Genomic DNA, 21,599 nt, shown 5'->3' with positions numbered 1-21,599 from the left:
ATCGATTACGTAGGAGAATATGATATGGGCAAATCAGTCAATAAGTTAGACAAAAACACACTGTATATATTTTTAGTCGTTGCTGTTTTATTTGCAGCCTTGGCTTTTGTTTGGAATTCACCGATGCAAATCTGGCAAGGAAGTCGAGTGATTTTAACTAATCCAAGTAACCTAATTACCGATTATTTTGAAATTGCCAACGTCGGTGCAGCATTTATGAATGTCGCTTTAATGCTCTTTCAAGCCATTTTTGTTGTAAAAGTCAGTAAAGCACCAATGACTGGTATGATTGTGACAGCTATTTTTACAGTCATTGGATTTTCGTTTTTTGGAAAAAACTTGTACAATTCCACTTCGATTATTATTGGTGTCTATCTTTCTTTTAAATTTTCAAAAACACCTTTTGATTGGGTACCAATTGCTTTATTTGGTACAGCCTTAGGACCGTTAGTTAGCGTTGTTTCTTTTGGTTTTTCTTTGCCAACTATCATAGGAATTGTTTTAGGAAATCTAGTCGGGATCGTTGCTGGTTTTTTTATACCAATCTTGTCGCAACATTTTGTCAAATTTCATCAAGGATTTAGTTTATACAATATTGGATTTACAGCGGGGATGATTGCGTCTTTTTTTATGGCTATTTTTCAAAGTTTCGGGTTGAAAGTTACACCTGTTTATCTTGTCTCCAAAGGCCATAATTTAACGATGAGTCTTTTTTTAATTCTCTTTTTTGGTTTTGTTTTTTTCCTTGGGTGGTCACTTAATGATTTTTCGATGAAGGGGTTTTCCCTACTTTTAAAACAATCTGGGCGAGGTGGCTCTGATTATTTTTCCGATTTCGATCGTGGGATTGTTCTAATGAACATGTCTTTACTAGGATGGATTAGTATGGCTTACGTTTTAGCTGTCGGTGGGGAATTAAATGGACCGTCAATAGGAGGGATTTTCACGGTTTTTGGCTTCGGAGCCGTAGGGAAACATCTTAAAAATGTCCTGCCGATTTTAATCGGTGTTTTTATTGTTGGACATTTTAGTGTGCACGATGTTAGCTCCACCGCAGCGATTTTAGCGGCCTTATTTGGTACAACGTTAGCACCAATTAGTGGTTATTACGGACCGGTGTATGGGGTTTTAGCCGGAGGGATTTTTATTATGTTTACGACAAATAGCTTAGCGCAATTGCATGCTGGGATGAATCTATATAACAACGGTTTTGCAGGCGGCTTTGTTGCGGCAGTAATGGCGCCTATTTTAGAGAAATCCGTAAATGGCACCCCGAAGGAAAAGAAGAAAAGTGCTTTCGATTGACAAATGAAAATTTAATTAGTATACTCATGAAAATCAAAAGAATAGCAATCGCGATGAATTGGTAGAGTATATTACTTGATGTATTGAAGAGAAGGCCTAGTTGGTGGGATAGGTCTATACAGTTGTAATAGAAGTGCACCAAAGAGCAGCTTGATCGAATGAAGTAGACCAAGCCGGAAGTTCCCGTTATCGAACTAGAGTATGTCAGTACTCGAATTTGAGTTGGGAGCAATCCTAAACAGAGTGGAACCGTGAAAGTATGCCTTTTGCCTCTGTATATGTAAATATACAGGTGCAGAAGGCTTTTTTTTGATTAAAGAATAAGGGGGAATTTTTTTATGTTATACAACAATATTATAGAAGCCATTGGAAAAACACCGTTAGTCAAGTTAGAAAACACGGAGGCTAACATGGCTGATATTTATGTGAAAGTAGAAAGTTTTAATCCCGGTGGCAGCGTCAAAGACCGCGCAGCATATTACATGATTAAAACAGCTGCAGAAAAAGGTTTAATTAAACAAGGAGATACGATTATCGAAGCGACAAGCGGGAATATGGGGATTTCACTATCAATGATTGGTGCGGCTTTGGGTTATAAAATGGTCATCGTAATGCCGGACACAATGAGTGTTGAGCGTCGTAAAATGATTGCAGCATATGGTGCCGAATTAGTTTTAACACCAGGTAGCAAAGGGATGTTAGGATCGGTTGAAAAAGCACAAGAACTAGCTAAAGAAAAAGGCTATTTTGTTATTAACCAGTTTAAAAATATGGCAAATTTTCAAGCACATGTGGAAACAACTGCAGTGGAGATTTATGACGATTTAAATGGCGAATTGGATGCCTTTGTAGCAGGTGTTGGAACTGGGGGAACGGTTAGTGGGATTGGAAGTTTCTTAAAAAGCAAAAATCCGGCCATTCAAATTATTGCAATACAGCCCGATAAATCCCCTGTCTTAACTGGCGGAAATCCTGGACCACACGGGATTCAAGGCATAGGTGCCAATTTTGTACCTGAAATTTACAAAGCAGAGGTAATTGATGAAGTTTTATCAATGAACCAAGAAACTGCCTATGATGCTAGTCGTGAGTTAGGTAAGAAAGCTGGTATTTTAGTCGGTATGTCTGCTGGTGGAAATTTTGCAGCAGCTAAAATTATTGCCAAACGCTTAGGAGCAGGTAAAAAAGTTGTAACGATTTTACCAGATACTGGCGAAAGATATTTATCAACGGTTTTGTTTGACGAAGAATAAGAGGTGTATCATGTTTAAGTTTTTCAAAAAACAAGCTCAAGTGGTTTTAGACAAAGATCCGGCTACAGAGAGCTTGTGGGATTCTTTGTTGACCTCGCCGAGCGTGAAGGCGATGGCCTATTACCGAATGGCCCATCGTTTATATTTGAATAACAAAAAAATTCTGGCTAAAATGCTAGCAAAACGTGCACGAAGAATTACAGGTATTGAAATTCATCCAGGTGCCACGATTGGTGAAAATTTATTTATTGATCATGGGATGGGTGTGGTGATTGGTCAAACCGCTAAGATAGGTAATAATGTAACACTCTATCATCAAGTAACGCTTGGTGGGGTGAGTGGTGCGCGTGGTGAAAAAAGACATCCAACGATTGAAGATGATGTCATGATTGGAGCTGGAGCAAAAATTTTGGGTAATATCACCATTGGTCGTGGTGCTAAAATTGGTGCCAATGCGGTTGTTGTCCGAGATGTTCCGCCGTATGCAACAGCTGTAGGAATTCCTGCAAAGGTTGTCCAAAAAAAAGCAACGCCTTCTTATATGTATGTTATTTAATCAATAATGATAAATGAGTGAAAGGGTGAAAAGTCATCTATTCACTCATTTTTTTCGGATTCGTCTATGAAACTCTTGAGAATTTAACTAATTCTAATTTGAAATGGAATGCGAAAATGTTATTATGGAAACAAATAGAAAAAAATAAATAATTTTTCAGAATAAGGGGTTTCAAAATGAGAAAACATTTTACAAGATTTACAATGCTAGGATTGCTGATTATTTTGGCAGGCTGTGCAAGTTGGATTGATCGTGGAGAATCAATTACGGCGGTAGGTTCGTCTGCTTTACAACCTTTGGCCGAATCCGCAGCGGAATCTTTTCAAACAAATAATCCCGGGCGTTTCATTAACGTTCAAGGTGGCGGAAGTGGAACAGGTCTAAGTCAAGTTCAAGCTGGAGCTGTACAAATTGGGAATTCAGATGTTTTTGCTGAAGAGAAAAATGGAGTGGATGCAGATTTATTAGTTAGTTATAAAGTTGCAACAGTTGGAATTACGCCAATTGTTAATAATAATGTCGGTATTACCAATCTGGCCTTAGAAGATTTACGGGATATTTTCACTGGTAAAATTACCAATTGGAAAGAAGTTGGTGGGAAAGATCAAAAAATTGTCTTATTGAACCGAGCAAATGGTAGTGGCACTCGTAACACGTTTGAGCGTTGGGTCTTAGATGGGCAGACTGCGAAACAGTCCCAAGAACAAGATTCAAGTGGGATGGTACGTCAAATTGTTGCCGATACTCCAGGAGCAATTAGTTATGTTTCTTTTTCATATGTAACGGATGAAATTACCCCTATTAGCATTGATGGTGTTGCACCAACGGATGAAAATGTAATGACGAATGAGTGGGTTATTTGGTCGTATGAGCATATGTATACAAAAGGTGAAGCAACAGGTTTAACGAAAGAATTTATTGAGTATGTTTTATCTGATGCAATTCAAGATACAGTTGTTGGCAAATTAGGTTACATCCCAATTTCAAAAATGCAAGTACAAAGAGACTGGCAAGGAAACGTGATCGAGTAGTCTTTACATAAAATTTACAATCTTCACAATAAATTTACGGAACGTTAAAATAAAATTGACGTCCAGCAAGTAGACTAGTCGAAGATAGAATGAAAGATTTGAGGAGGCAATCTCTTGGAAGATGTAAAAAAGGTATTAACCCAGAAATCAAAAAAGGCGAAATTAGAGCAACGCGGGAAAATGATTAGTTTCTTGAGTATTTTCATTATTGTTGCCGTTGTGGTTTCTATTTTTTATTTTGTAGCGAGTAAAGGTTTAGCAACATTTTTTGTGGATAAAGTAAACTTTTTTGATTTTTTATTTGGAACAAAATGGAATCCTAGCCAAGTAGGCGAAAATGGGCAACCACTTGTTGGAGCGTTACCGATGATTATCGGTTCTTTCTTAGTGACATTTTTATCTGCGATTGTGGCAACGCCGTTTGCGATTGGAGCAGCAGTTTTTATGGTTGAAATCTCACCGAAACAAGGACAAAAAATCTTACAACCAGTTATCGAATTACTTGTCGGAATTCCTTCAGTAGTGTATGGCTTCATTGGTTTATCTGTAATCGTACCGGCTGTGCGCGCTGTCTTTGGGGGAACAGGTTTTGGTATTCTAGCTGGAACCTTTGTCTTGTTTATTATGATTTTACCGACAGTTACAACGATGACGGTAGATGCTTTAAAGAGTGTGCCACGTCATTATCGTGAGGCATCACTGGCTTTAGGGGCAACACGTTGGCAAACAACCTATAAAGTAGTTTTACGAGCGGCCGTACCTGGAATTTTAACAGCTGTTGTTTTTGGGATGGCTCGTGCATTTGGAGAAGCATTGGCAATCCAAATGGTTATTGGTAATGCGGCACTAATTCCGACAAGCTTAGTCACACCAGCGTCAACGTTAACGTCTATTTTAACAATGGGTATTGGTAATACAATTATGGGCTCCGTTGAAAATAACGTTTTATGGTCATTGGCATTGATCTTACTATTTATGTCACTGGTGTTTAATATTATTATCCGAGTAATTGGTAAGAAAGGAAGATTAAATTAATGAATGCAAAAAGAGCAGATAAAATTGCAACGGGTGTCTTATATACGGTTGCAGGCCTTATCGTTTTAATTTTAGCTTCTTTATTATTATATATCTTAGTACGGGGTTTACCGCATATTTCTTGGGAATTTTTAACTCAACCATCGAAAGGATATGAAACAGGTGGGGGGATAGGAATTCAGTTATTCAACTCCTTTTACTTGTTGTTTGTCACAATGGTGATTAGTTTTCCAATTTCTTTGGGTGCAGGTATTTATCTGGCTGAATATGCCAAAAAAAATTGGATTACAGATCTAATTCGTACAGCAATTGAAATATTAAGTTCTTTACCTTCAGTTGTTGTCGGTTTATTTGGTTTCTTAGTTTTCGTTATTCAGTTTGGTTATGGTTTCTCGATTTTATCAGGGGCGTTAGCTCTAACATTTTTTAATTTACCTTTATTGACCAGAAACGTCGAAGAATCGTTAAAAGCCGTTCACTTTACACAACGTGAAGCGGGCTTAGCTTTAGGCTTATCACGATGGGAAACAGTCTTACGCGTCATCGTTCCTGAAGCAACACCTGGAATTTTAACAGGAGTTATTTTGAGTTCTGGAAGAATCTTTGGTGAAGCGGCAGCGTTAATCTATACAGCTGGTCAGAGTGCTCCAGCCTTAGACTTTACTAATTGGAATCCATTCAGTGTATCAAGCCCGATTGGTTTATTCCGACAAGCAGAGACTTTAGCTGTTCATATTTGGAAAATCAATACAGAAGGAACAATGCCAGATGGTTCGGCGGTTTCAGCAGGAGCTTCCGCTGTCTTGATTATTGCTGTATTAGTCTTTAACTTTAGTGCACGTGCGATTGGGAAAAGACTGCATAAAAAATTAACTTCGGCTTAAGGGGATTACAATGGAAAAATATAATTGGGATGAACGTAATATTATTACGATGGATCAAAAAGATGTTATTTTACATACCAATGATTTACATGTTTGGTATGGTGATAATGAAGCAATTAAAGGTGTTGATTTACAATTTGAAAAAAATAAAGTTACGGCTTTAATTGGTCCTTCAGGTTGTGGAAAATCAACTTATTTACGTTCATTGAATCGCATGAATGATGAAATTGCTAATACAAAAATTACTGGTGAAATTGTTTATAAAGGGGTCAACATTAACTCTTCAGAAGTCGATGTTTTTGAAGCCCGTAAACGGATTGGTATGGTTTTCCAACGTCCAAATCCATTTAGTAAATCAATCTATGAAAATATTACTTTTGCTTTAAAACGTCACGGGGAAAAAGATAAACATAAATTGGATGAAATTGTTGAAACGAGCTTAAAACAAGCCGCGCTTTGGGAACAAGTGAAAGATTCCTTAAATAAAAGTGCCTTGGCATTATCTGGTGGTCAGCAACAACGTCTATGTATTGCACGCGCCATTGCAATGAAACCAGATATTTTACTGCTAGATGAGCCCGCTAGTGCCCTTGATCCAATTTCGACAGGTAAAGTTGAAGAAACAATCGTTAGCTTAAAAAAAGATTATTCAATTGTCATTGTAACGCACAATATGCAACAAGCAGCGCGTATTAGTGACTATACTGCATTCTTTTACTTAGGTAATGCGATTGAATACGATGAAACAAGTAAAATCTTTACTCGTCCAAAAATTCAAGCGACGGAAGATTACGTCTCTGGACATTTTGGTTAGAAAGGAAGGAAAATAACATGACGGAAACAATTCTTTCCTCTCGTGACTTGCATTTATATTATGGGAAAAAAGAAGCATTAAAAGGGATTGACCTTTCAATTAATAAAGGGGAAATCACGGCAATGATTGGTCCTTCAGGCTGTGGTAAGTCAACATACTTACGTTCGCTTAACCGCATGAACGATCTAATCCCAGGTGTTACAATCACAGGTAGTGTGATGTACAAAGGAAAAGATATTTATAGTCCTAAAACGGATACCGTTGATTTACGTAAAGAAATTGGTATGGTATTCCAACAACCAAATCCGTTTCCATTTTCAATTTATGAAAATGTTATTTACGGTTTAAAACTAAAAGGTGAAACGAACAAACAAGTGCTTGATCAGGTTGTAGAAGAGAGTTTAAAAGCAGCATCTGTTTGGGAAGATGTGAAAGATAAGTTGCATCAAAGTGCCTTATCGTTATCAGGTGGTCAACAACAACGGGTTTGTATTGCACGTGTACTGGCAGTCGATCCTGAGATTATTCTTTTAGATGAGCCAACCAGTGCGTTAGACCCGGTTTCTTCAGGAAAAATTGAAAATACATTGTTACGCTTGAAAGAAAAGTATACAATGATTATTGTGACGCATAATATGTCTCAAGCGTCACGTATTTCTGATAAAACAGCCTTTTTCTTAAATGGCGATTTAATTGAATTTGATAATACCAAAAAGATTTTTATGAACCCTGGCCAAAAAGAGACCGAGGATTATATTTCTGGTCGTTTCGGTTAAATAAAAAATAGAATCCGTACTGGAAAGGAAGATTGGGATGCTACGAACACAATTTGAAGAAGATTTACTAAATTTACATAATCAATTTTATGAAATGGGAATGCTTGTGAGTAGAGCCATTCATAATTCAGTTCAAGCCTATGTGAAACATGACAAGTCATTAGCTCAAGAAGTGATTAAAAAAGATGAAGATGTCAATCAGATTGAAATCCGTTTAGAGAAAAAAAGTTTTGAAATGATTGCCTTGCAACAGCCCGTAACGACAGATTTACGTCGCATTATTACGGTAATGAAGGCCAGTTCAGACTTAGAGCGGATGGGTGATCATGCGGTGTCGATTGCGAAATCAACAATCCGTATGAAAGGGGAAACACGTATTCCTGAACTAGAAAAAGCTGTTTATGACATGTCTGATTACGTCAAAAAAATGGTTGATAACGTCTTGATTGCCTATGTAAAAACAGATCAAGAGGATGCAAGACTAATTGCTGAAATGGATACGAAAGTTAACCAATGTTATCGTGATATTTACTATCAAACGATTAGAGAGATGAAAAATAATCCGGAATTAATCGTAGTTGGAACGGAATACTTAAACGTTGCCCAATATTTAGAACGGATTGGAGACTACGTAACAAATATTTGTGAATGGATTGTTTACTTGGCTACTGGTAAAATAAGTGAACTAAATTCAAATCGTACAGAAGAGCTTTAATTAAATAAAACTTCTAATAAATTGGATTTTCAGTCCAGTTATTAGAAGTTTTTTAATTGAAAAATTGGTACTTAAGACCTATGTTTTTTCTAAATAAAACAGGCATAATAGGGATACAAGGTAAACTTGTGAAAATACTTTGCTTGAGGAGGCAATTTCCATGAACGAAAGAGAAAGAATATTGGAATTAGTAAAAAAAGGTGTGCTTTCTACGGATGAAGCCTTAGACTTACTAGAACAAATTGGCAAAAAGAACGAGACAATTGAAAAGACACCCATTTCTGTCGATGAAATCGATACTGAAAATATTGAATTAGATGAAGAAGATTTATTTGAAAGTAAGCAAACAGAAGATCAAAAAAATTTAGAAGAAATTTTAAATCGACTTGCGACAGAATCGAATCAGGCATCCGCAGAATTGGATACCGTTATGGTTGGGATTGATGGTTTGAATAAAGCTTTAGCTGAAGTGCGTGAAGCTTTGATGGAAATCAATACAAAAGAAGAGTTGGATTCATTAACTGAAGAGGAATTAGACATCCGTCATAATCTTGAAGAAGAGATTAAAGATTTTGAATTAGCTTTAGTTGACTTAAAAGAAGAAAAAGCGCAGCTTGAAGGACAATTAAGAAACATTCGTCGTTCAAAATGGTCTCAAAAAAAAGAAGAATTAAACCAAAAAATTGAGATTCCTGAAGACTGGAAAGAGCAAGCAAGTGAAACCATCAACCAAGTTGGCGGAAAAGTGGCAGATGTGACGAGTCAAATGGGAAAATTTTTCAAAAAAACCATCGAGTCTGTTTCACAAACAGTAGGCGAAAACGTCGAATGGAAAGACATTAACCTAAAAATTCCAGGCGTAGCAACAACCAAATTCACGAAAGACTTTGAATTCAGTGATGTTGCACCAACAATCATCGATGTTCAAGTTGCTAACGGAGATATTGAATTGCGTTTCTGGGATCAAGAAGACATTCGAATTGAAACAGAGATTAAATTGTATGGTAAAATGGATGCTGAAACACCATTGGCTGCTTTTGAAGAGCGTAGTCAGATTGTGGTCGATGATGAGCAAATCGTCTTTAAAGTACCAAACAAACGGGTGCGAATTGATGCAATTTTCTACTTGCCAATCCGGACTTACGATTATACAACATTTAAACTTTTAAATGGTGATGTAACGATTAAAGAACTAGATACAAAAGATATTTACATCAAATCAACTCATGGCGATATCAAAATTGAAGGGTTAAAAGCTTCAATGCTTGAAATGTCTTGTGTCAATGGCGATATTACCGTAACGAGTGGCCATATTTTAGATGCGATTATTGAAAGTGTCAATGGCGATGTTAAAGTTGCTACGAATTTAGAAAATTTAAGCGTTAATTTAGTCAATGGCGACATTCGTTTAACATTAAAAGAAGAAGCGTTACGTCGTGTGAAAGTGACAACGGTCAATGGTGATGTTAAAGTTGCGTTACCAGGTACTATTGGTTTAGAAGGAATCGTAAAATCCAACCTAGGTAGTATTAAAAACCGCTTAACCGATTTTGAAGTGGTCCGTGAAAAAACAGAAAGAACCAATCAATTATTGCATTTTCGTCGCGTAGCCGATAAGATGGCACAAGTGGAACTTTCAACAACTACAGGAAATATTTACTTAAAAAATAACGAAGAGTCAGTCTAAAAGCGTCGTCAATCAACAAAGAATGAAAAACATTGCTTAGTGTCTAGCACGCTTAAAACTGGGAAGGTGGAAAAAATGAAAAAAAGATTAACAAAATCAAGATCAAATATAGTGATAACAGGAACGTTAGCAGGAATAGCAGAATATTTAAATGTTGATCCGACAATTGTCCGTGTGCTATTTGTCTTTATCTCATTAATGGGTATGGGTTCACCAATTTTACTTTATGTCATCATGATGCTAGTGATTCCGGCAGCAGATAAATCAAATGATCGTCGTGGCTATGGTAACGATAATCACTATTACAACAGCAATAAATATGATAATCGTTCAAAATCATCTTCAAGAAAAGAAGCAGAACGTGTAGATGAAGATGACTGGAGTGATTTTTAGTGACATATTTCCAACGCGTTTTAGTCAACATGTTGGCTTTCATTTCACTAACCGTCCTCTTTCCCGAGATGTTTTTTGTTAAAAGTTTTACGACGGCACTTGTTGCAAGTATCGTTTTATCACTGCTAAATACTATTATAAAACCGATATTGATGGTTTTATCATTCCCATTAACAATATTAACACTAGGCTTCTTTAGCTTTGTTATCAATGCGTTAATGCTACAATGGACATCGAATTTGGTAGGACAATACAATTTTGGTTTCTCTTCCTTTGGTGCGGCAATCTTAATGGCAATGATTCTCTCATTCGTCAATATGATCGTCAACCAACACCAACTAGATAAGAGGTTATAAAAAAATCGATCAATCGCGAGAGTTAAGCAAACTTTCGAAAAAATGGGACTTTCATTTTTCGAGAAAAGCTTAAGTCCGAGCGATTGATTTTTTTGTACCGTTTCAGATAAGAGGTTATAAAAAAATCGATCAATCGCGAGAGTTAAGCAAACTTTCGAAAAAAGGACTTTCATTTTTCGAGAAAAGCTTAACTATAAAGCGAGTGATTTGTATGATAAAAAAACCGCTGGTGATTTTATGTCACCAACGGTTTTTTCTCTTGTCCTAGCTAACTATTTAATTTGTTCTTCTGTTACAGATGATAAGTAATTATCAACTAAAACAATGGTATCATCTAAAGCACCGGCTTCAAAAGGTGATTTCAAGTGCGCAATCTCTAAAATTTCTAAGAATGTTTTCGTTCCACCAACTTGGCAAATAGCTAAGTAATCTTGCCAAGCAGTTTCATCTTTTTCGACATTGAATCTTTTCCAAAATTGGAAAGCACAAACTTGCGCTAAGGTGTAATCAATATAGTAAAAAGGTGAATTGAAGATATGACCTTGACGGAACCAATAAATACCTTTTTCTAGTTCAGGGAATACATCGTAATTACGTTCTGGGCAATATTGTTTTTCTAATTCACGCCAACAAGCTTTACGTTCAGCCGGTGTCCAATTAGGATTTGAGTAAACTTCTTGTTGGAAATGATCGACTAAAACACCATATGGTAAGAACTGTAAGGCGCTCGCTAAATGATTGAATTTATATTTGCTAGTTTCATCCTGGAAGAAATCTTCCATCCATGGCCAAGCAATAAATTCCATTGACATTGAATGGATTTCGCACGATTCATAGTTCGGAAAGACAATTTCTGGTTCTTTAATCCAACGTGATTCATATGTTTGGAAAGCATGGCCCGCTTCATGTGTTAAAACATCAACATCATGAGACGTTCCATTGAAGTTCGCAAAAATAAATGGTGATTGATAGTCTTGAATATATGTACAATAACCACCAGCTTGTTTTCCTGTTTTACTTAAAAGATCAAGTAAATCTTTTTCAACCATGAAATCAAAGAATTCACCTGTTTCAGGAGAAAGTTCTTGATACATTTTTTGAGCTTTAGCAACGAGTTCATCCGATGTTCCTTTTGGTGTTGCGTTACCATTAGGGAAGACTAATGATAGGTCGTGGAAATTTAGTTTTTCTAAGCCATTTCTTTGAGCTTGTCGTTCATAAAGTTTTTGTGTAACTGGGACAATCTTTTGTAAAACTTCAGAGCGATACGTTTCAATCATTGAACGATCGTAATCCCAACGATTCATTAAAACGTCACCAAATTCAACATAATTTTTAAAACCTAGCTTTGTGGCAATTTCGGTTCTGACTTTAATCATCTCATCATAAATCGCATCAAATTTTGCTTCGTTATCGGCATAAAACCCCGTGATTTTTTCTGTTGCTTGGCGTCTCGTAGATTCATTAACACTTTGAGCAAAAGGTGTTAATTGAGATAAGGTATAGACTTCACCTTCAAAAGGAATTTGTGCTGAGGCAACAAGTTTAGAATAATCAGAACTCAGTTGGTTTTCTTTTTGGAACAAAGGAATCAATTCTGGACTAAAAGTCTTGACTCGTCCTTCAGCGAATAAGAAAAGTGTTGAAGGAAAACTTGCTTTTAATTCATCTAATAGAGGGGAATTTAAAAGGCTTTGATAAAATTGAAAATCAAGTTCTTGGAAAAGTGGTTGGTATTCATTCCAAAAATTATCTTCTTTTTCATAAAAAGCATCGTTTGTATCAACGGAATAACGAATCGATGCTAGGTTATAGGCCGTTTCGATTGTTGCCCGTAGTTCATTTAAGTGGTTGACAGCTGCCACCGCTTCAGTTAATTCTGTTGCATCGGTTAATAATTGTAACGTTTTCAAAAAGTCGACTTTGTAAGTCTCATAATTTGGACGTAAATAAGTGTAATCTGAAAATTTCATTGTAAAATAACCTCCTTTTTTATAAATGATAGCACAAAAAACGAAAAAATTAAGATAAATTTTGTCGATAGTAGTAACTTTCTTCAGACAATGATAAAATAATACTATGAATTAAAATTGCTCAGAAAAGGGGTCAAAATAAATGGCAGAACTTGTCAAAGTTAGTGAGTTAGTCAAAGCGCTAGGATTAGAAGTCGTAACCGGTGGCGAAGAGGCATTAAATCGTAATATTACGACGGGAGATATTTCACGTCCAGGATTGGAATTAACTGGATATTTTAATTATTATTCACATGATCGATTACAATTGTTCGGAAGTAAAGAAGTCACTTTTGCACGACGAATGATGAAAGAAGAACGCTTAATGGTTATTCGCCGTATGTGTTCAGATGAAACACCAGCATTTATTATCTCAAGAGGGTTGGAAGTATCAGATGAGATGATTCAAGCCTGTGATGAACATCAAATTGCTATTTTACGTTCTAAAATTTCTACTTCGCGTTTGATGGGGGAACTTTCAACCTATTTAGAAGGCGTATTAGCACCAAGAACGAATGTCCATGGTGTACTCGTTGACGTTTATGGTTTAGGTGTCTTAATTCAAGGTGATAGTGGTATCGGTAAGAGTGAGACTGCGTTAGAACTTATTCAAAGAGGTCATCGTCTGATTGCCGATGATCGCGTTGATATTTATAAACAAGATGAATTAACATTGATTGGCGAACCAGCCAAAATTTTGGAACATTTGATTGAAATTCGTGGTATTGGAATTATTGATGTTATGAATTTATTTGGGGCAAGTGCCGTGCGCGGTTCGATGGAAGTCCAATTAGTTGTGTATTTAGAAAATTGGACGCGTGATAAAAAATATGATCGACTAGGTTCAGCCGATGAAACAATTATTTTAGGCGATGTGGAAATCCCACAAATTAAAATTCCAGTTAAAACAGGTCGAAACGTCGCGATTATTGTTGAGGTAGCAGCGATGAATTTCCGTGCTAAAACGATGGGTTATGATGCAACAAAAGAATTTGAGTCACGTTTGACTCGCTTAATAGAAGAAAATTCAGGTGTATAGGAAGTGAATAAGTAATGGATCGTGTCGCATTTGAGTTATTAGGCATTGAAATTTATTGGTATGCCTTAATTATTGTTTTTGGGATTGTCGTTGCTATGTGGTTAAGTACGCGAGAAAGTATTCGTGTAAATATGAAGCCAGATGATGTGACTGATTTTATGCTAGTCGGTTTACCGGTTGCTTTTATTGGTGCCAGACTTTATTATGTTTTATTTGATTTAGAACCTTATTTAGCTGATCCAATTCAAATTCTAAATATTCGTTCAGGTGGGCTTGCGATTTATGGCGGTTTGATTGCCGGGGGAATCTGGTTGTATTTTTTCTGTCGCCGAAATTTTATTTCTCCATGGACGTTTCTAGATGTCGCCGCTCCTAATGTTTTGTTAGCTCAAGCAATTGGTCGTTGGGGAAATTTTATGAACCAAGAGGCCTTTGGTGCAGATACAACGCGCGCATTTTTAGAGAGTCTATGTATACCAAAGTTTATTATTAATAACATGGAGATTGATGGTATTTATCGTCAACCGACATTTTTATACGAATCACTTTGGAGTGTCCTAGGATTTATCATAATCATTATCCTAAGAAAAAAAGCCGATTTCTTCAAACAAGGAGAAGTCGCACTATCATATGTGATTTGGTATAGCTTTGGTCGTTTCTTTATTGAAGGCATGCGTACCGATAGTTTATACTTATTAGGTGAATTACGTGTCTCTCAATTATTATCAGCCCTGTTATTTATTGGTGCATGGGCGATTCTAATTTGGCGCCGTAAAAAAGTTACAAATTTAAAACTGTACAATCGTAGTTATGGTAAAGACCAATTTATTATTTAAAAGACAGACCATTTTAGTTATGCTAGAATAAAAGGATAACTAGAATAAAATTAGAGGAGGTTTCCACTGTGAAACAAAAAATTGCTGTATTAGGACCAGGTTCTTGGGGGACAGCTCTTGCACAAGTTTTAGTTGAAAATGGTCACGAGACTATTTTATGGGGGAAAAATCCAGCACAAGTTAAAGAGATTAACGAACAACATACGAATCATCATTATTTACCAGATTTAATATTACCAACTGAGCTGAAAGCAACAATATCTTTGGAAGAAGCGATTAAAGATGCCGACGCTTTATTATTTGTTATTCCAACAAAAGCCATTCGTGAAGTTGCACATCAAGTCGCAGCGATTGTTGAAAATCAACCATATATCATTCATGCTTCAAAAGGTTTGGAGCAAATAAGTCATAAACGAATTTCAGAAGTTTTAGCGGAAGAAATTCCCGAAGATAAACGTAAAGAGATTATTGTCTTATCCGGGCCAAGTCATGCAGAGGAAGTCGCAGTTCATGATATTACGACAATCACTGCAGCTAGTCCCGAATTGGATGCTGCAACTTATGTCCAAGAATTATTTATGAATGAATATTTCCGGATTTATACAAATGATGATGTGATTGGTGTTGAGCTAGGAGCTGCGTTAAAAAACATTATTGCATTGGGTGCAGGCGCTATGGTTGGTCTAGGATTCGGTGACAATGCCAAAGCGGCAATTATGACGCGCGGCTTAGCAGAGATTAGCCGTTTAGGCGTTGCTTTAGGTGCGAATCCATTAACCTTTATTGGTTTGAGCGGTGTCGGTGATTTAATCGTAACTTGTACCAGTGTCCATTCTCGAAACTGGCGGACAGGTCAATTACTTGGGCAAGGTAAAAAGTTAGAAGAAATTCTAAACAACATGGGCATGATTGTTGAAGGGGTTTCGACGACTAAGGCTGCTTTAGAGCTTTCCAAACAGTTGGGCGTAGAAATGCCAATTACTGAAGCGATTCACAGTGTATTATACGAAGGCAAAGACATTAAAATTGCGGCTAAAGATATTATGTTAAGAGATGGCCGAATTGAAAACGAATTTAGTTAAGGAGACTCTTGTGATGAAAGTAAGAAAAGCCGTAATTCCAGCAGCTGGTCTGGGGACACGATTTTTACCAGCAACGAAGGCAATGGCAAAAGAAATGTTGCCGATCGTAGATAAACCAACGATTCAATTTATTGTTGAAGAAGCATTGAAATCAGGAATCGAAGATATTTTAATTGTTACAGGTAAAGCAAAACGTCCAATTGAAGATCATTTTGATGCAAATTTGGAGCTTGAAACGAATTTAAAAGAAAAACATAAAGATGAATTACTGAAGTTAGTAGAAGAAACAACTGATATTAACTTGCATTTTGTACGTCAAAAGCATCCCTTAGGTTTAGGTCATGCGGTATTACAAGCAAAAGCTTTTGTCGGTAATGAACCATTTGTTGTGATGCTAGGTGATGATTTAATGGAAGATGAAATTCCATTAACAAAGCAACTAATGCTCGACTATGAAAATACACATGCTTCTACCATTGCAGTCATGGAAGTTCCAGAAGATGAAACGCATAAATACGGAATTATTAATCCTGGTGAAGAAGTGGAAGAAGGTTTATTCAATGTTAAGAACTTTGTTGAAAAACCGAAACTAGGTGAAGCACCAAGTAATTTAGCAATTATCGGACGCTATTTATTAACACCTGAGATTTTTTCCGTTTTAGAACAACAAGAACCAGGTGCGGGTGGAGAAATTCAATTAACCGATGCAATTGATACTTTGAATAAAACTCAAAGAGTCTTTGCTCATGAATTTAAAGGCATTCGTTACGATGTTGGTGATAAGTTTGGTTTTATGAAAACGAGTATCGAATATGGTTTGAAACATCCAGAAGTACAAGAAAACTTAAAAGAATATATTATTCAACTAGGACAAAAATTGGCGACAGAAAAAACTTCAACTCCCGCGAGTGAAGAAATAGAGCCTTCGTAGTTTTTTTAGGCCCATTAAGAATGACAATTATGATTGTTTTACTTATTGGGCTCTTTTAGTTAATATAATAGAAAGAGAAAGGAGTTTTTTGATGTCAGGTGGAGAAATTGCAGCACTCATTGCGGCGATTGCATTTGCGGTCTTGGTCGTGTTCCTATCACGCTTATTACTTCAGGTAGGAAAAACAGTTAAAAAAGCGGAGACGACATTAACACAAGTTAATCAAACAATTGAAGTTGTGACCAAAGATGTCGATGTTTTAGTTCGCGAGGTAGAAGGTTTACTTGTTAAGAGTAATGAGTTAATGGTTGATGTAACAGGAAAAGTTGAGACAATCAATCCTTTATTTGATGCCATTGCTGATTTAAGTATGAGTGTATCAGACTTGAATGCTTCTGGTCGACAAGCTGTTACGCGTTTTTCATCACTCGGCAGATCGGTTGCAAGCGCAAGTGTTGTAGGAAAGGTCAGTCAGGCAACGATCAATCGATTGAAAAAAAATAAAAAAACCCCAACAACGAACACAAATCAAGGAGGAATGACAAATGAGTAAAAAAGGTGGATTTCTATTAGGAGCTTTAATCGGTGGAACAGCCGCAGCAGTAGCGGCACTTTTATTAGCGCCAGAATCAGGTCGTGAATTACGTGATAAATTAGCCAAACAAATTGACGATTTACTAGATACAGCCTCAGATTATTCCGATGCTTCAAAAGAAAAAAGTAGTGAATTTTCTCATGTAGTCAAAGAAAAAGCCGCTTCTTACACTAAGCGTTTAGAAGAATTAGCTGAAGTTCTAAAAGACAAGGCGAATGAGTTTATTGATGAATCGGAAGAACAATCTGAGGAAGTCCTTGCTGAAGTACAACAAGAAGTTGATGAAATTTCACGTCTATTTAAAAAAGAAGAATCAGAAATGGATGAAACTTTGGCTGAGGCTGAAGATATTGTGATTGATCTTTCTGAAGAATTACCAGTCGATGGTGTAGAAAGAACAACATTAGAGGATGAAGTAATTGCTCCGGTTGAGGAAGCTGAAGAAGTTAGCGAAGAAGTTATTGAAGAGTTAAAAGAAGTGGTTGAGGCCGCTAATCCAGAACACGAATAAATAGAATAAAAGAAAGTCAGACCATTGATTCAACAGTCTGACTTTCTTTTATTATTGTTGTATTAATTAAGAATGTTTTTTACTCGTCCTACAAGGTTGTTTTCTTCGAGCATGACTTTAATGCCATGCGGATGATGGGGCGCGTTGGTTAAAATTCTTTTAACGTGGCCACGTGTGAGTGTTCCAGAACGTTGATCTTTTTTTAAAACGATTTCGACCTTTTGTCCAATTTGGATATCGGAGCGTTTTGTACCGTTCATGCTTAGTAACCCCCTGGCTGATTAGCCAATAATTTTCAATTCTTTTGATGTTTTGGTAAACGATTGGCTACCATTTTTTGTTACATAAACACAGTCTTCGATTCGAACACCAACTTGGTTAGGTAAATAAATTCCAGGTTCAATTGAGAAACACATACCTTCTTCGAGGACTAAATCATTGCCAGCTACAATTGAAGGATATTCATGGACGCTAGTGCCAATTCCGTGTCCAAGGCGGTGGTTAAAGTAAGGACCGTAACCAGCATCGTCAATGACCTTTCTAGCAACTGCATCAAGTTCCCCAGCAGTTATTCCAGGTTTTACAGTATCTTGAGCAGTTAATTGGGCTTCAAGAACAATTTGGTAGATTTCCTTTTGAAAGTCGCTAGGGGTTTGGTAAGCGACTGTTCGTGTTGCATCACTGCAATAACCGTTCCAAACGACACCTAGATCAAATAAAACAAATTGATTTTCTTGGATGATTGTATTTCCAGGATTACCATGAGGATCAGCCGCGCGAGAACCGGTTAAAACCATCGTATCAAAGGACATTTTTGATACCCCTTTTTTCTTTAGTTCATATTCAATTTGCGCGACGATTTCTTGCTCGGTAACGCCTGGCCCAATTGTTGAAAAACCAATTTCAAAGGCAATATCTGCCCAAGAACCAGCTTCAATCAGTCCTTGAATCTCGCTGTCTGTTTTAATGAGTTGCATGTTTTGGATGACTGACGTAATATCAGCCTTAAAATGCGTTTGTTCAAAATAACTTGCTAACAATTCAAAACGGTCTAAGGATAAAGCATTTTTTTCTAGGGCGAAATTTTTAGGTTCTCCATAACGAGTAATGATCTCTTGATGGATGACTTTCCAAGGATTTTCAGTGTCTAGATAGCCAACAACATCATAAGCCCAAGCACTTTTGGCAGCTGCTTCGACTTCTAGTGCGGGTGCGAAGAGGAATGGGTCTTTTTCAAGGGCGATAAATAATGCGAGTACGCGCTCATGGGGATCACTTTCGTAACCAGTAAAATAGGCAATCGATTGTGGCTGACTAATATAGGCTAATTCGATATTTTCTTTTTCCATCCACTTTTTTAAATCATTGATTTTTTCAATATTCATTAAAAGTAACCTTCTTTCTTGAGGTAAAGCTCTTTATTAATAGTACCATGAACAAAAATGAGTAGCTAGATTGAATTTTCATGAAAACAGAGATAAAACGGTTGCAAATGCCTTTAAAGTTTGATATTCTAACTAAGAAATGTAAATCAAATTTTCTGAAAATGAAAAAATTAAAGGAGAAATACGATGGATAAACAAACGATTACAATTTATGACGTTGCCCGTGAAGCAAATGTATCTATGGCAACAGTTTCGCGTGTAGTGAATGGTAATCCAAACGTTAAACCTGCAACACGCAAAAAAGTGTTAGAAGTGATTGATCGTTTAGATTACAGACCAAATGCTGTCGCACGTGGTCTAGCAAGTAAAAAGACAACAACAGTGGGGGTAATTATTCCCGATGTTAGTAATATGTTCTTTTCTTCGCTAGCACGAGGCATTGATGATGTGGCTACGATGTATAAATATAATATTATTTTAGCAAACTCCGATGGTGATAGCCAAAAAGAAGTCAACGTATTAAACAACTTGCTTGCAAAACAAGTTGATGGTGTAATTTTCATGGGTCATCGTATTACTGATGAAGTTCGTGCAGAATTCTCTCGCTCGAAAACACCGGTTGTTTTAGCTGGTTCAATTGATCCAGACCAACAAGTTGGTAGTGTGAACATTGACTATAAATCAGCTGCAAAAGACTCGGTAAATTTATTAGCTAAAAATGGCAATCAAAAAATTGCTTTCATTAGCGGAGCATTAATTGATGCCATTAATGGCCAAAACCGCTTGGGTGGCTACAAAGAAGCATTAACAGAAAATAAATTGACGTATACTGAAGGTCTTGTTTTTGAGTCGCCATACTCCTTTAAAGATGGTTATGAACTAGTTGATCGTTTATTAAATAGTGGCGCGACAGCAGCATATGTAACAGATGATGAATTAGCTATCGGAATTTTAGATGGTTTAATCGATAAAGGTATTAAAGTTCCAGAAGATTTTGAGATTATCACAAGTAACAATTCATTATTAACCCAAGTTGCTCGTCCAAAATTATCATCAGTGACTCAACCATTGTATGATATTGGTGCAGTTTCAATGCGTTTGTTAACAAAATTAATGAATAAAGAAGAAGTTGAAGAAAAAACAATTACTTTACCGTATGGTATCGTTCAACGCAATTCAACAAAATAATTTCAAAAAAAAACAACTTGGAGGAATCATCCAAGTTGTTTTTTTCTTTGGCTGTATAATTTTTGATGTGGATGAAGAAATTCGTTCACATCTATTTTTTTAGAAAAAAATAGAAACATAAGAATTTTCCAGTTAAAATGATAGTATCGACACCACATTTTGAAAGGATGATTCTTATGTCTCATAACGATTGTATACGAAAAAGCATTGATTTAAAAGATAAAAATATTACTTTTGATCATTTATTTTGTGAGGAACTTGTGATAAAAGGCAGAAAATCAAAAGTTTATCACGCAAAACTTAGCTACCAGCCAGAGGAATGTAAAGAATGTAAAAAGGAGAACACCAAGCACTCCATTGTAAAGAATGGTTTTATGCTCTCGAAAATAAAGTGGATTAGTCACACTCGATACCCTACCTATCTTTTTTTAAGAAAACAACGTTTCCTATGCCGTCAATGTGGAGCGAGTTTCCTAGCGGAATCATTGGAATTTGAAAAGCATTGTTTTATTGCCCGGAGGGTGAAACAATCCGTGCTCTTTGAACTCACTGACGCTACTTCCTTCAAAGATATCGCTAAACGTCACGCAATCTCTAGTACGACAGTCATTCGAACCATGAGGCAAGCTGGCAATGAAAGAAGAAATCAATTTAAAACACTACCCGAGACCCTTTGTTTCGATGAGTTTACTTCAACTAAAAATAAAAAAGGAAAATACAGCTTTATTTATTCAAATGCCTCCTCTCATAAAATCATTGATATTTTAATTGATAATTTCTCCAGAACGATTCGTGATCATTTTTTAAGATACCCTTTAAAAGAAAGATTAAAGGTCAAAGCGATTGTCGTCGATATGAATGCTGGTTATTTTAAACGAGTGAAAGAATTATTCCCGAATGCGTCTGTTGTCATTGATCGTTTCCATCTCGTTCAACTAATCAATCGTGCACTCAACGTCACAAGAATTAAAACGATGAATACATATCGCACGGCTTCGCCGGCTGCAGCGAAAGACTATCGAAAATTAAAGCGATACTGGAAACTCTTTCTAAAAGAATCCAATGACTTAGATTACCAAACGTATCATTATCATCGTCTCTTTAAGAAAGTGATAACGGAAACAGAAATTATGGATTATTTATTGAGCCTGAATAATTCATAGCTTTAATTCTTTGGCACATTTTATTGAAATATGTATCACTAATATCCCTATC

The 21,599-nt window shown here is 36.4% G+C and carries 23 protein-coding genes and 1 other annotated feature; of the genes, 20 read left to right on the top strand and 3 right to left on the bottom strand.

What is annotated here, in order from left to right; all coding sequences use genetic code 11:
• Positions 1-24: 24 nt before the first annotated feature.
• From ACFO3L_RS10220 to ACFO3L_RS10165, 12 genes are all read left to right on the top strand, one after another.
• Positions 25-1,305 carry a DUF1576 domain-containing protein gene (locus ACFO3L_RS10220; RefSeq protein ID WP_379966976.1) on the top strand — a complete coding sequence of 427 codons (1,281 nt, stop codon included), beginning with the start codon at positions 25-27 and terminating at the stop codon, positions 1,303-1,305.
• A 44-nt stretch (positions 1,306-1,349) separates the two neighbouring features.
• Positions 1,350-1,582 (top strand) — a binding site (T-box leader).
• Between the two features lie 61 nt (positions 1,583-1,643).
• A complete protein-coding gene (cysK, locus tag ACFO3L_RS10215) occupies positions 1,644-2,558 on the top strand; it encodes a cysteine synthase A (protein ID WP_379966973.1) in 915 nt (304 codons plus the stop codon).
• A 10-nt stretch (positions 2,559-2,568) separates the two neighbouring features.
• A complete protein-coding gene (epsC, locus tag ACFO3L_RS10210; protein WP_379966970.1) occupies positions 2,569-3,114 on the top strand; it encodes a serine O-acetyltransferase EpsC in 546 nt (181 codons plus the stop codon).
• Positions 3,115-3,290: 176 nt separating this feature from the next.
• Entirely contained in the window at positions 3,291-4,145 is an 855-nt protein-coding gene (locus ACFO3L_RS10205; RefSeq protein WP_379966967.1) for a phosphate ABC transporter substrate-binding protein PstS family protein, read from the top strand.
• Between the two features lie 114 nt (positions 4,146-4,259).
• Positions 4,260-5,180, top strand: coding sequence for a phosphate ABC transporter permease subunit PstC (gene pstC / locus ACFO3L_RS10200; RefSeq protein ID WP_379966964.1), 921 nt, complete (start codon positions 4,260-4,262; stop codon positions 5,178-5,180).
• Entirely contained in the window at positions 5,180-6,064 is an 885-nt protein-coding gene (gene pstA / locus ACFO3L_RS10195; protein ID WP_379966961.1) for a phosphate ABC transporter permease PstA, read from the top strand. Before pstC ends, pstA begins: the two co-directional genes overlap by 1 nt.
• Positions 6,065-6,074: 10 nt before the next feature.
• Positions 6,075-6,878, top strand: coding sequence for a phosphate ABC transporter ATP-binding protein PstB (gene pstB / locus ACFO3L_RS10190; protein ID WP_379966958.1), 804 nt, complete (start codon positions 6,075-6,077; stop codon positions 6,876-6,878).
• 17 nt (positions 6,879-6,895) lie between these two features.
• On the top strand, positions 6,896-7,654 hold the full coding sequence (gene pstB / locus ACFO3L_RS10185) for a phosphate ABC transporter ATP-binding protein PstB (protein WP_379966955.1): 759 nt from the start codon (positions 6,896-6,898) through the stop codon (positions 7,652-7,654).
• A 37-nt stretch (positions 7,655-7,691) separates the two neighbouring features.
• Positions 7,692-8,369 carry a phosphate signaling complex protein PhoU gene (gene phoU, locus ACFO3L_RS10180; RefSeq protein ID WP_379966952.1) on the top strand — a complete coding sequence of 226 codons (678 nt, stop codon included), beginning with the start codon at positions 7,692-7,694 and terminating at the stop codon, positions 8,367-8,369.
• Between the two features lie 160 nt (positions 8,370-8,529).
• Entirely contained in the window at positions 8,530-10,056 is a 1,527-nt protein-coding gene (liaX, locus tag ACFO3L_RS10175) for a daptomycin-sensing surface protein LiaX (RefSeq protein WP_379966949.1), read from the top strand.
• A 75-nt stretch (positions 10,057-10,131) separates the two neighbouring features.
• Complete coding sequence (locus tag ACFO3L_RS10170) at positions 10,132-10,449, top strand: PspC domain-containing protein (RefSeq protein ID WP_379966946.1); 318 nt, start codon at positions 10,132-10,134, stop codon at positions 10,447-10,449.
• On the top strand, positions 10,449-10,805 hold the full coding sequence (locus ACFO3L_RS10165) for a phage holin family protein (protein WP_379966943.1): 357 nt from the start codon (positions 10,449-10,451) through the stop codon (positions 10,803-10,805). Before ACFO3L_RS10170 ends, ACFO3L_RS10165 begins: the two co-directional genes overlap by 1 nt.
• Before the next feature lie 272 nt (positions 10,806-11,077).
• Here the strand turns inward: ACFO3L_RS10165 and ACFO3L_RS10160 are convergent, their stop codons facing one another.
• The gene (locus tag ACFO3L_RS10160) at positions 11,078-12,778 is read right to left on the bottom strand and encodes a M3 family oligoendopeptidase (protein WP_379966940.1); all 1,701 of its coding nucleotides are present in this window, start codon (positions 12,776-12,778) and stop codon (positions 11,078-11,080) included.
• A gap of 142 nt (positions 12,779-12,920) precedes the next feature.
• Here ACFO3L_RS10160 and hprK point away from each other — a divergent pair, with 142 nt between their 5' ends.
• From hprK to ACFO3L_RS10130, 6 genes are all read left to right on the top strand, one after another.
• Positions 12,921-13,856 carry an HPr(Ser) kinase/phosphatase gene (hprK, locus tag ACFO3L_RS10155; RefSeq protein ID WP_379966937.1) on the top strand — a complete coding sequence of 312 codons (936 nt, stop codon included), beginning with the start codon at positions 12,921-12,923 and terminating at the stop codon, positions 13,854-13,856.
• A gap of 14 nt (positions 13,857-13,870) precedes the next feature.
• Positions 13,871-14,692, top strand: a complete 822-nt coding sequence (gene lgt, locus ACFO3L_RS10150; RefSeq protein ID WP_379966934.1) for a prolipoprotein diacylglyceryl transferase — start codon at positions 13,871-13,873, stop codon at positions 14,690-14,692.
• A 68-nt stretch (positions 14,693-14,760) separates the two neighbouring features.
• Positions 14,761-15,774, top strand: coding sequence for an NAD(P)H-dependent glycerol-3-phosphate dehydrogenase (locus ACFO3L_RS10145; RefSeq protein WP_379966931.1), 1,014 nt, complete (start codon positions 14,761-14,763; stop codon positions 15,772-15,774).
• A 13-nt stretch (positions 15,775-15,787) separates the two neighbouring features.
• Positions 15,788-16,705: a UTP--glucose-1-phosphate uridylyltransferase GalU gene (gene galU / locus ACFO3L_RS10140; RefSeq protein ID WP_379966928.1), complete on the top strand. Its 918-nt coding sequence runs from the start codon at positions 15,788-15,790 to the stop codon at positions 16,703-16,705.
• Positions 16,706-16,796: 91 nt separating this feature from the next.
• Positions 16,797-17,258 (top strand): DUF948 domain-containing protein, encoded by a 462-nt coding sequence (locus tag ACFO3L_RS10135; protein ID WP_379966925.1) that lies wholly within the window; start codon positions 16,797-16,799, stop codon positions 17,256-17,258.
• A complete protein-coding gene (locus tag ACFO3L_RS10130; RefSeq protein WP_379966922.1) occupies positions 17,251-17,811 on the top strand; it encodes a YtxH domain-containing protein in 561 nt (186 codons plus the stop codon). The genes ACFO3L_RS10135 and ACFO3L_RS10130 overlap by 8 nt, the downstream gene beginning before the upstream one ends.
• Before the next feature lie 62 nt (positions 17,812-17,873).
• Here ACFO3L_RS10130 and ACFO3L_RS10125 read toward each other — a convergent pair whose 3' ends face one another.
• Both ACFO3L_RS10125 and ACFO3L_RS10120 read right to left on the bottom strand, forming a co-directional pair.
• Entirely contained in the window at positions 17,874-18,071 is a 198-nt protein-coding gene (locus ACFO3L_RS10125; RefSeq protein WP_379966919.1) for a YwbE family protein, read from the bottom strand.
• A gap of 21 nt (positions 18,072-18,092) precedes the next feature.
• Positions 18,093-19,196, bottom strand: a complete 1,104-nt coding sequence (locus ACFO3L_RS10120) for an aminopeptidase P family protein (protein ID WP_379966916.1) — start codon at positions 19,194-19,196, stop codon at positions 18,093-18,095.
• A gap of 186 nt (positions 19,197-19,382) precedes the next feature.
• On the opposite strand from ACFO3L_RS10120, the gene ccpA reads away from it, so the two are divergent.
• The gene (gene ccpA, locus ACFO3L_RS10115) at positions 19,383-20,384 is read left to right on the top strand and encodes a catabolite control protein A (protein ID WP_379966913.1); all 1,002 of its coding nucleotides are present in this window, start codon (positions 19,383-19,385) and stop codon (positions 20,382-20,384) included.
• Between the two features lie 137 nt (positions 20,385-20,521).
• Positions 20,522-21,547: an ISL3 family transposase gene (locus tag ACFO3L_RS10110; protein WP_379966910.1), complete on the top strand. Its 1,026-nt coding sequence runs from the start codon at positions 20,522-20,524 to the stop codon at positions 21,545-21,547.
• The last annotated feature ends 52 nt before the right edge of the window (positions 21,548-21,599 follow it).

The organism is Enterococcus eurekensis (genome assembly GCF_042654605.1).
Taxonomy (GTDB): domain Bacteria; phylum Bacillota; class Bacilli; order Lactobacillales; family Enterococcaceae; genus Enterococcus_I; species Enterococcus_I eurekensis.
The sequence above is the reverse complement of the archived record's forward strand: the minus strand, read 5'-3'. Positions and strand labels throughout refer to the sequence as shown.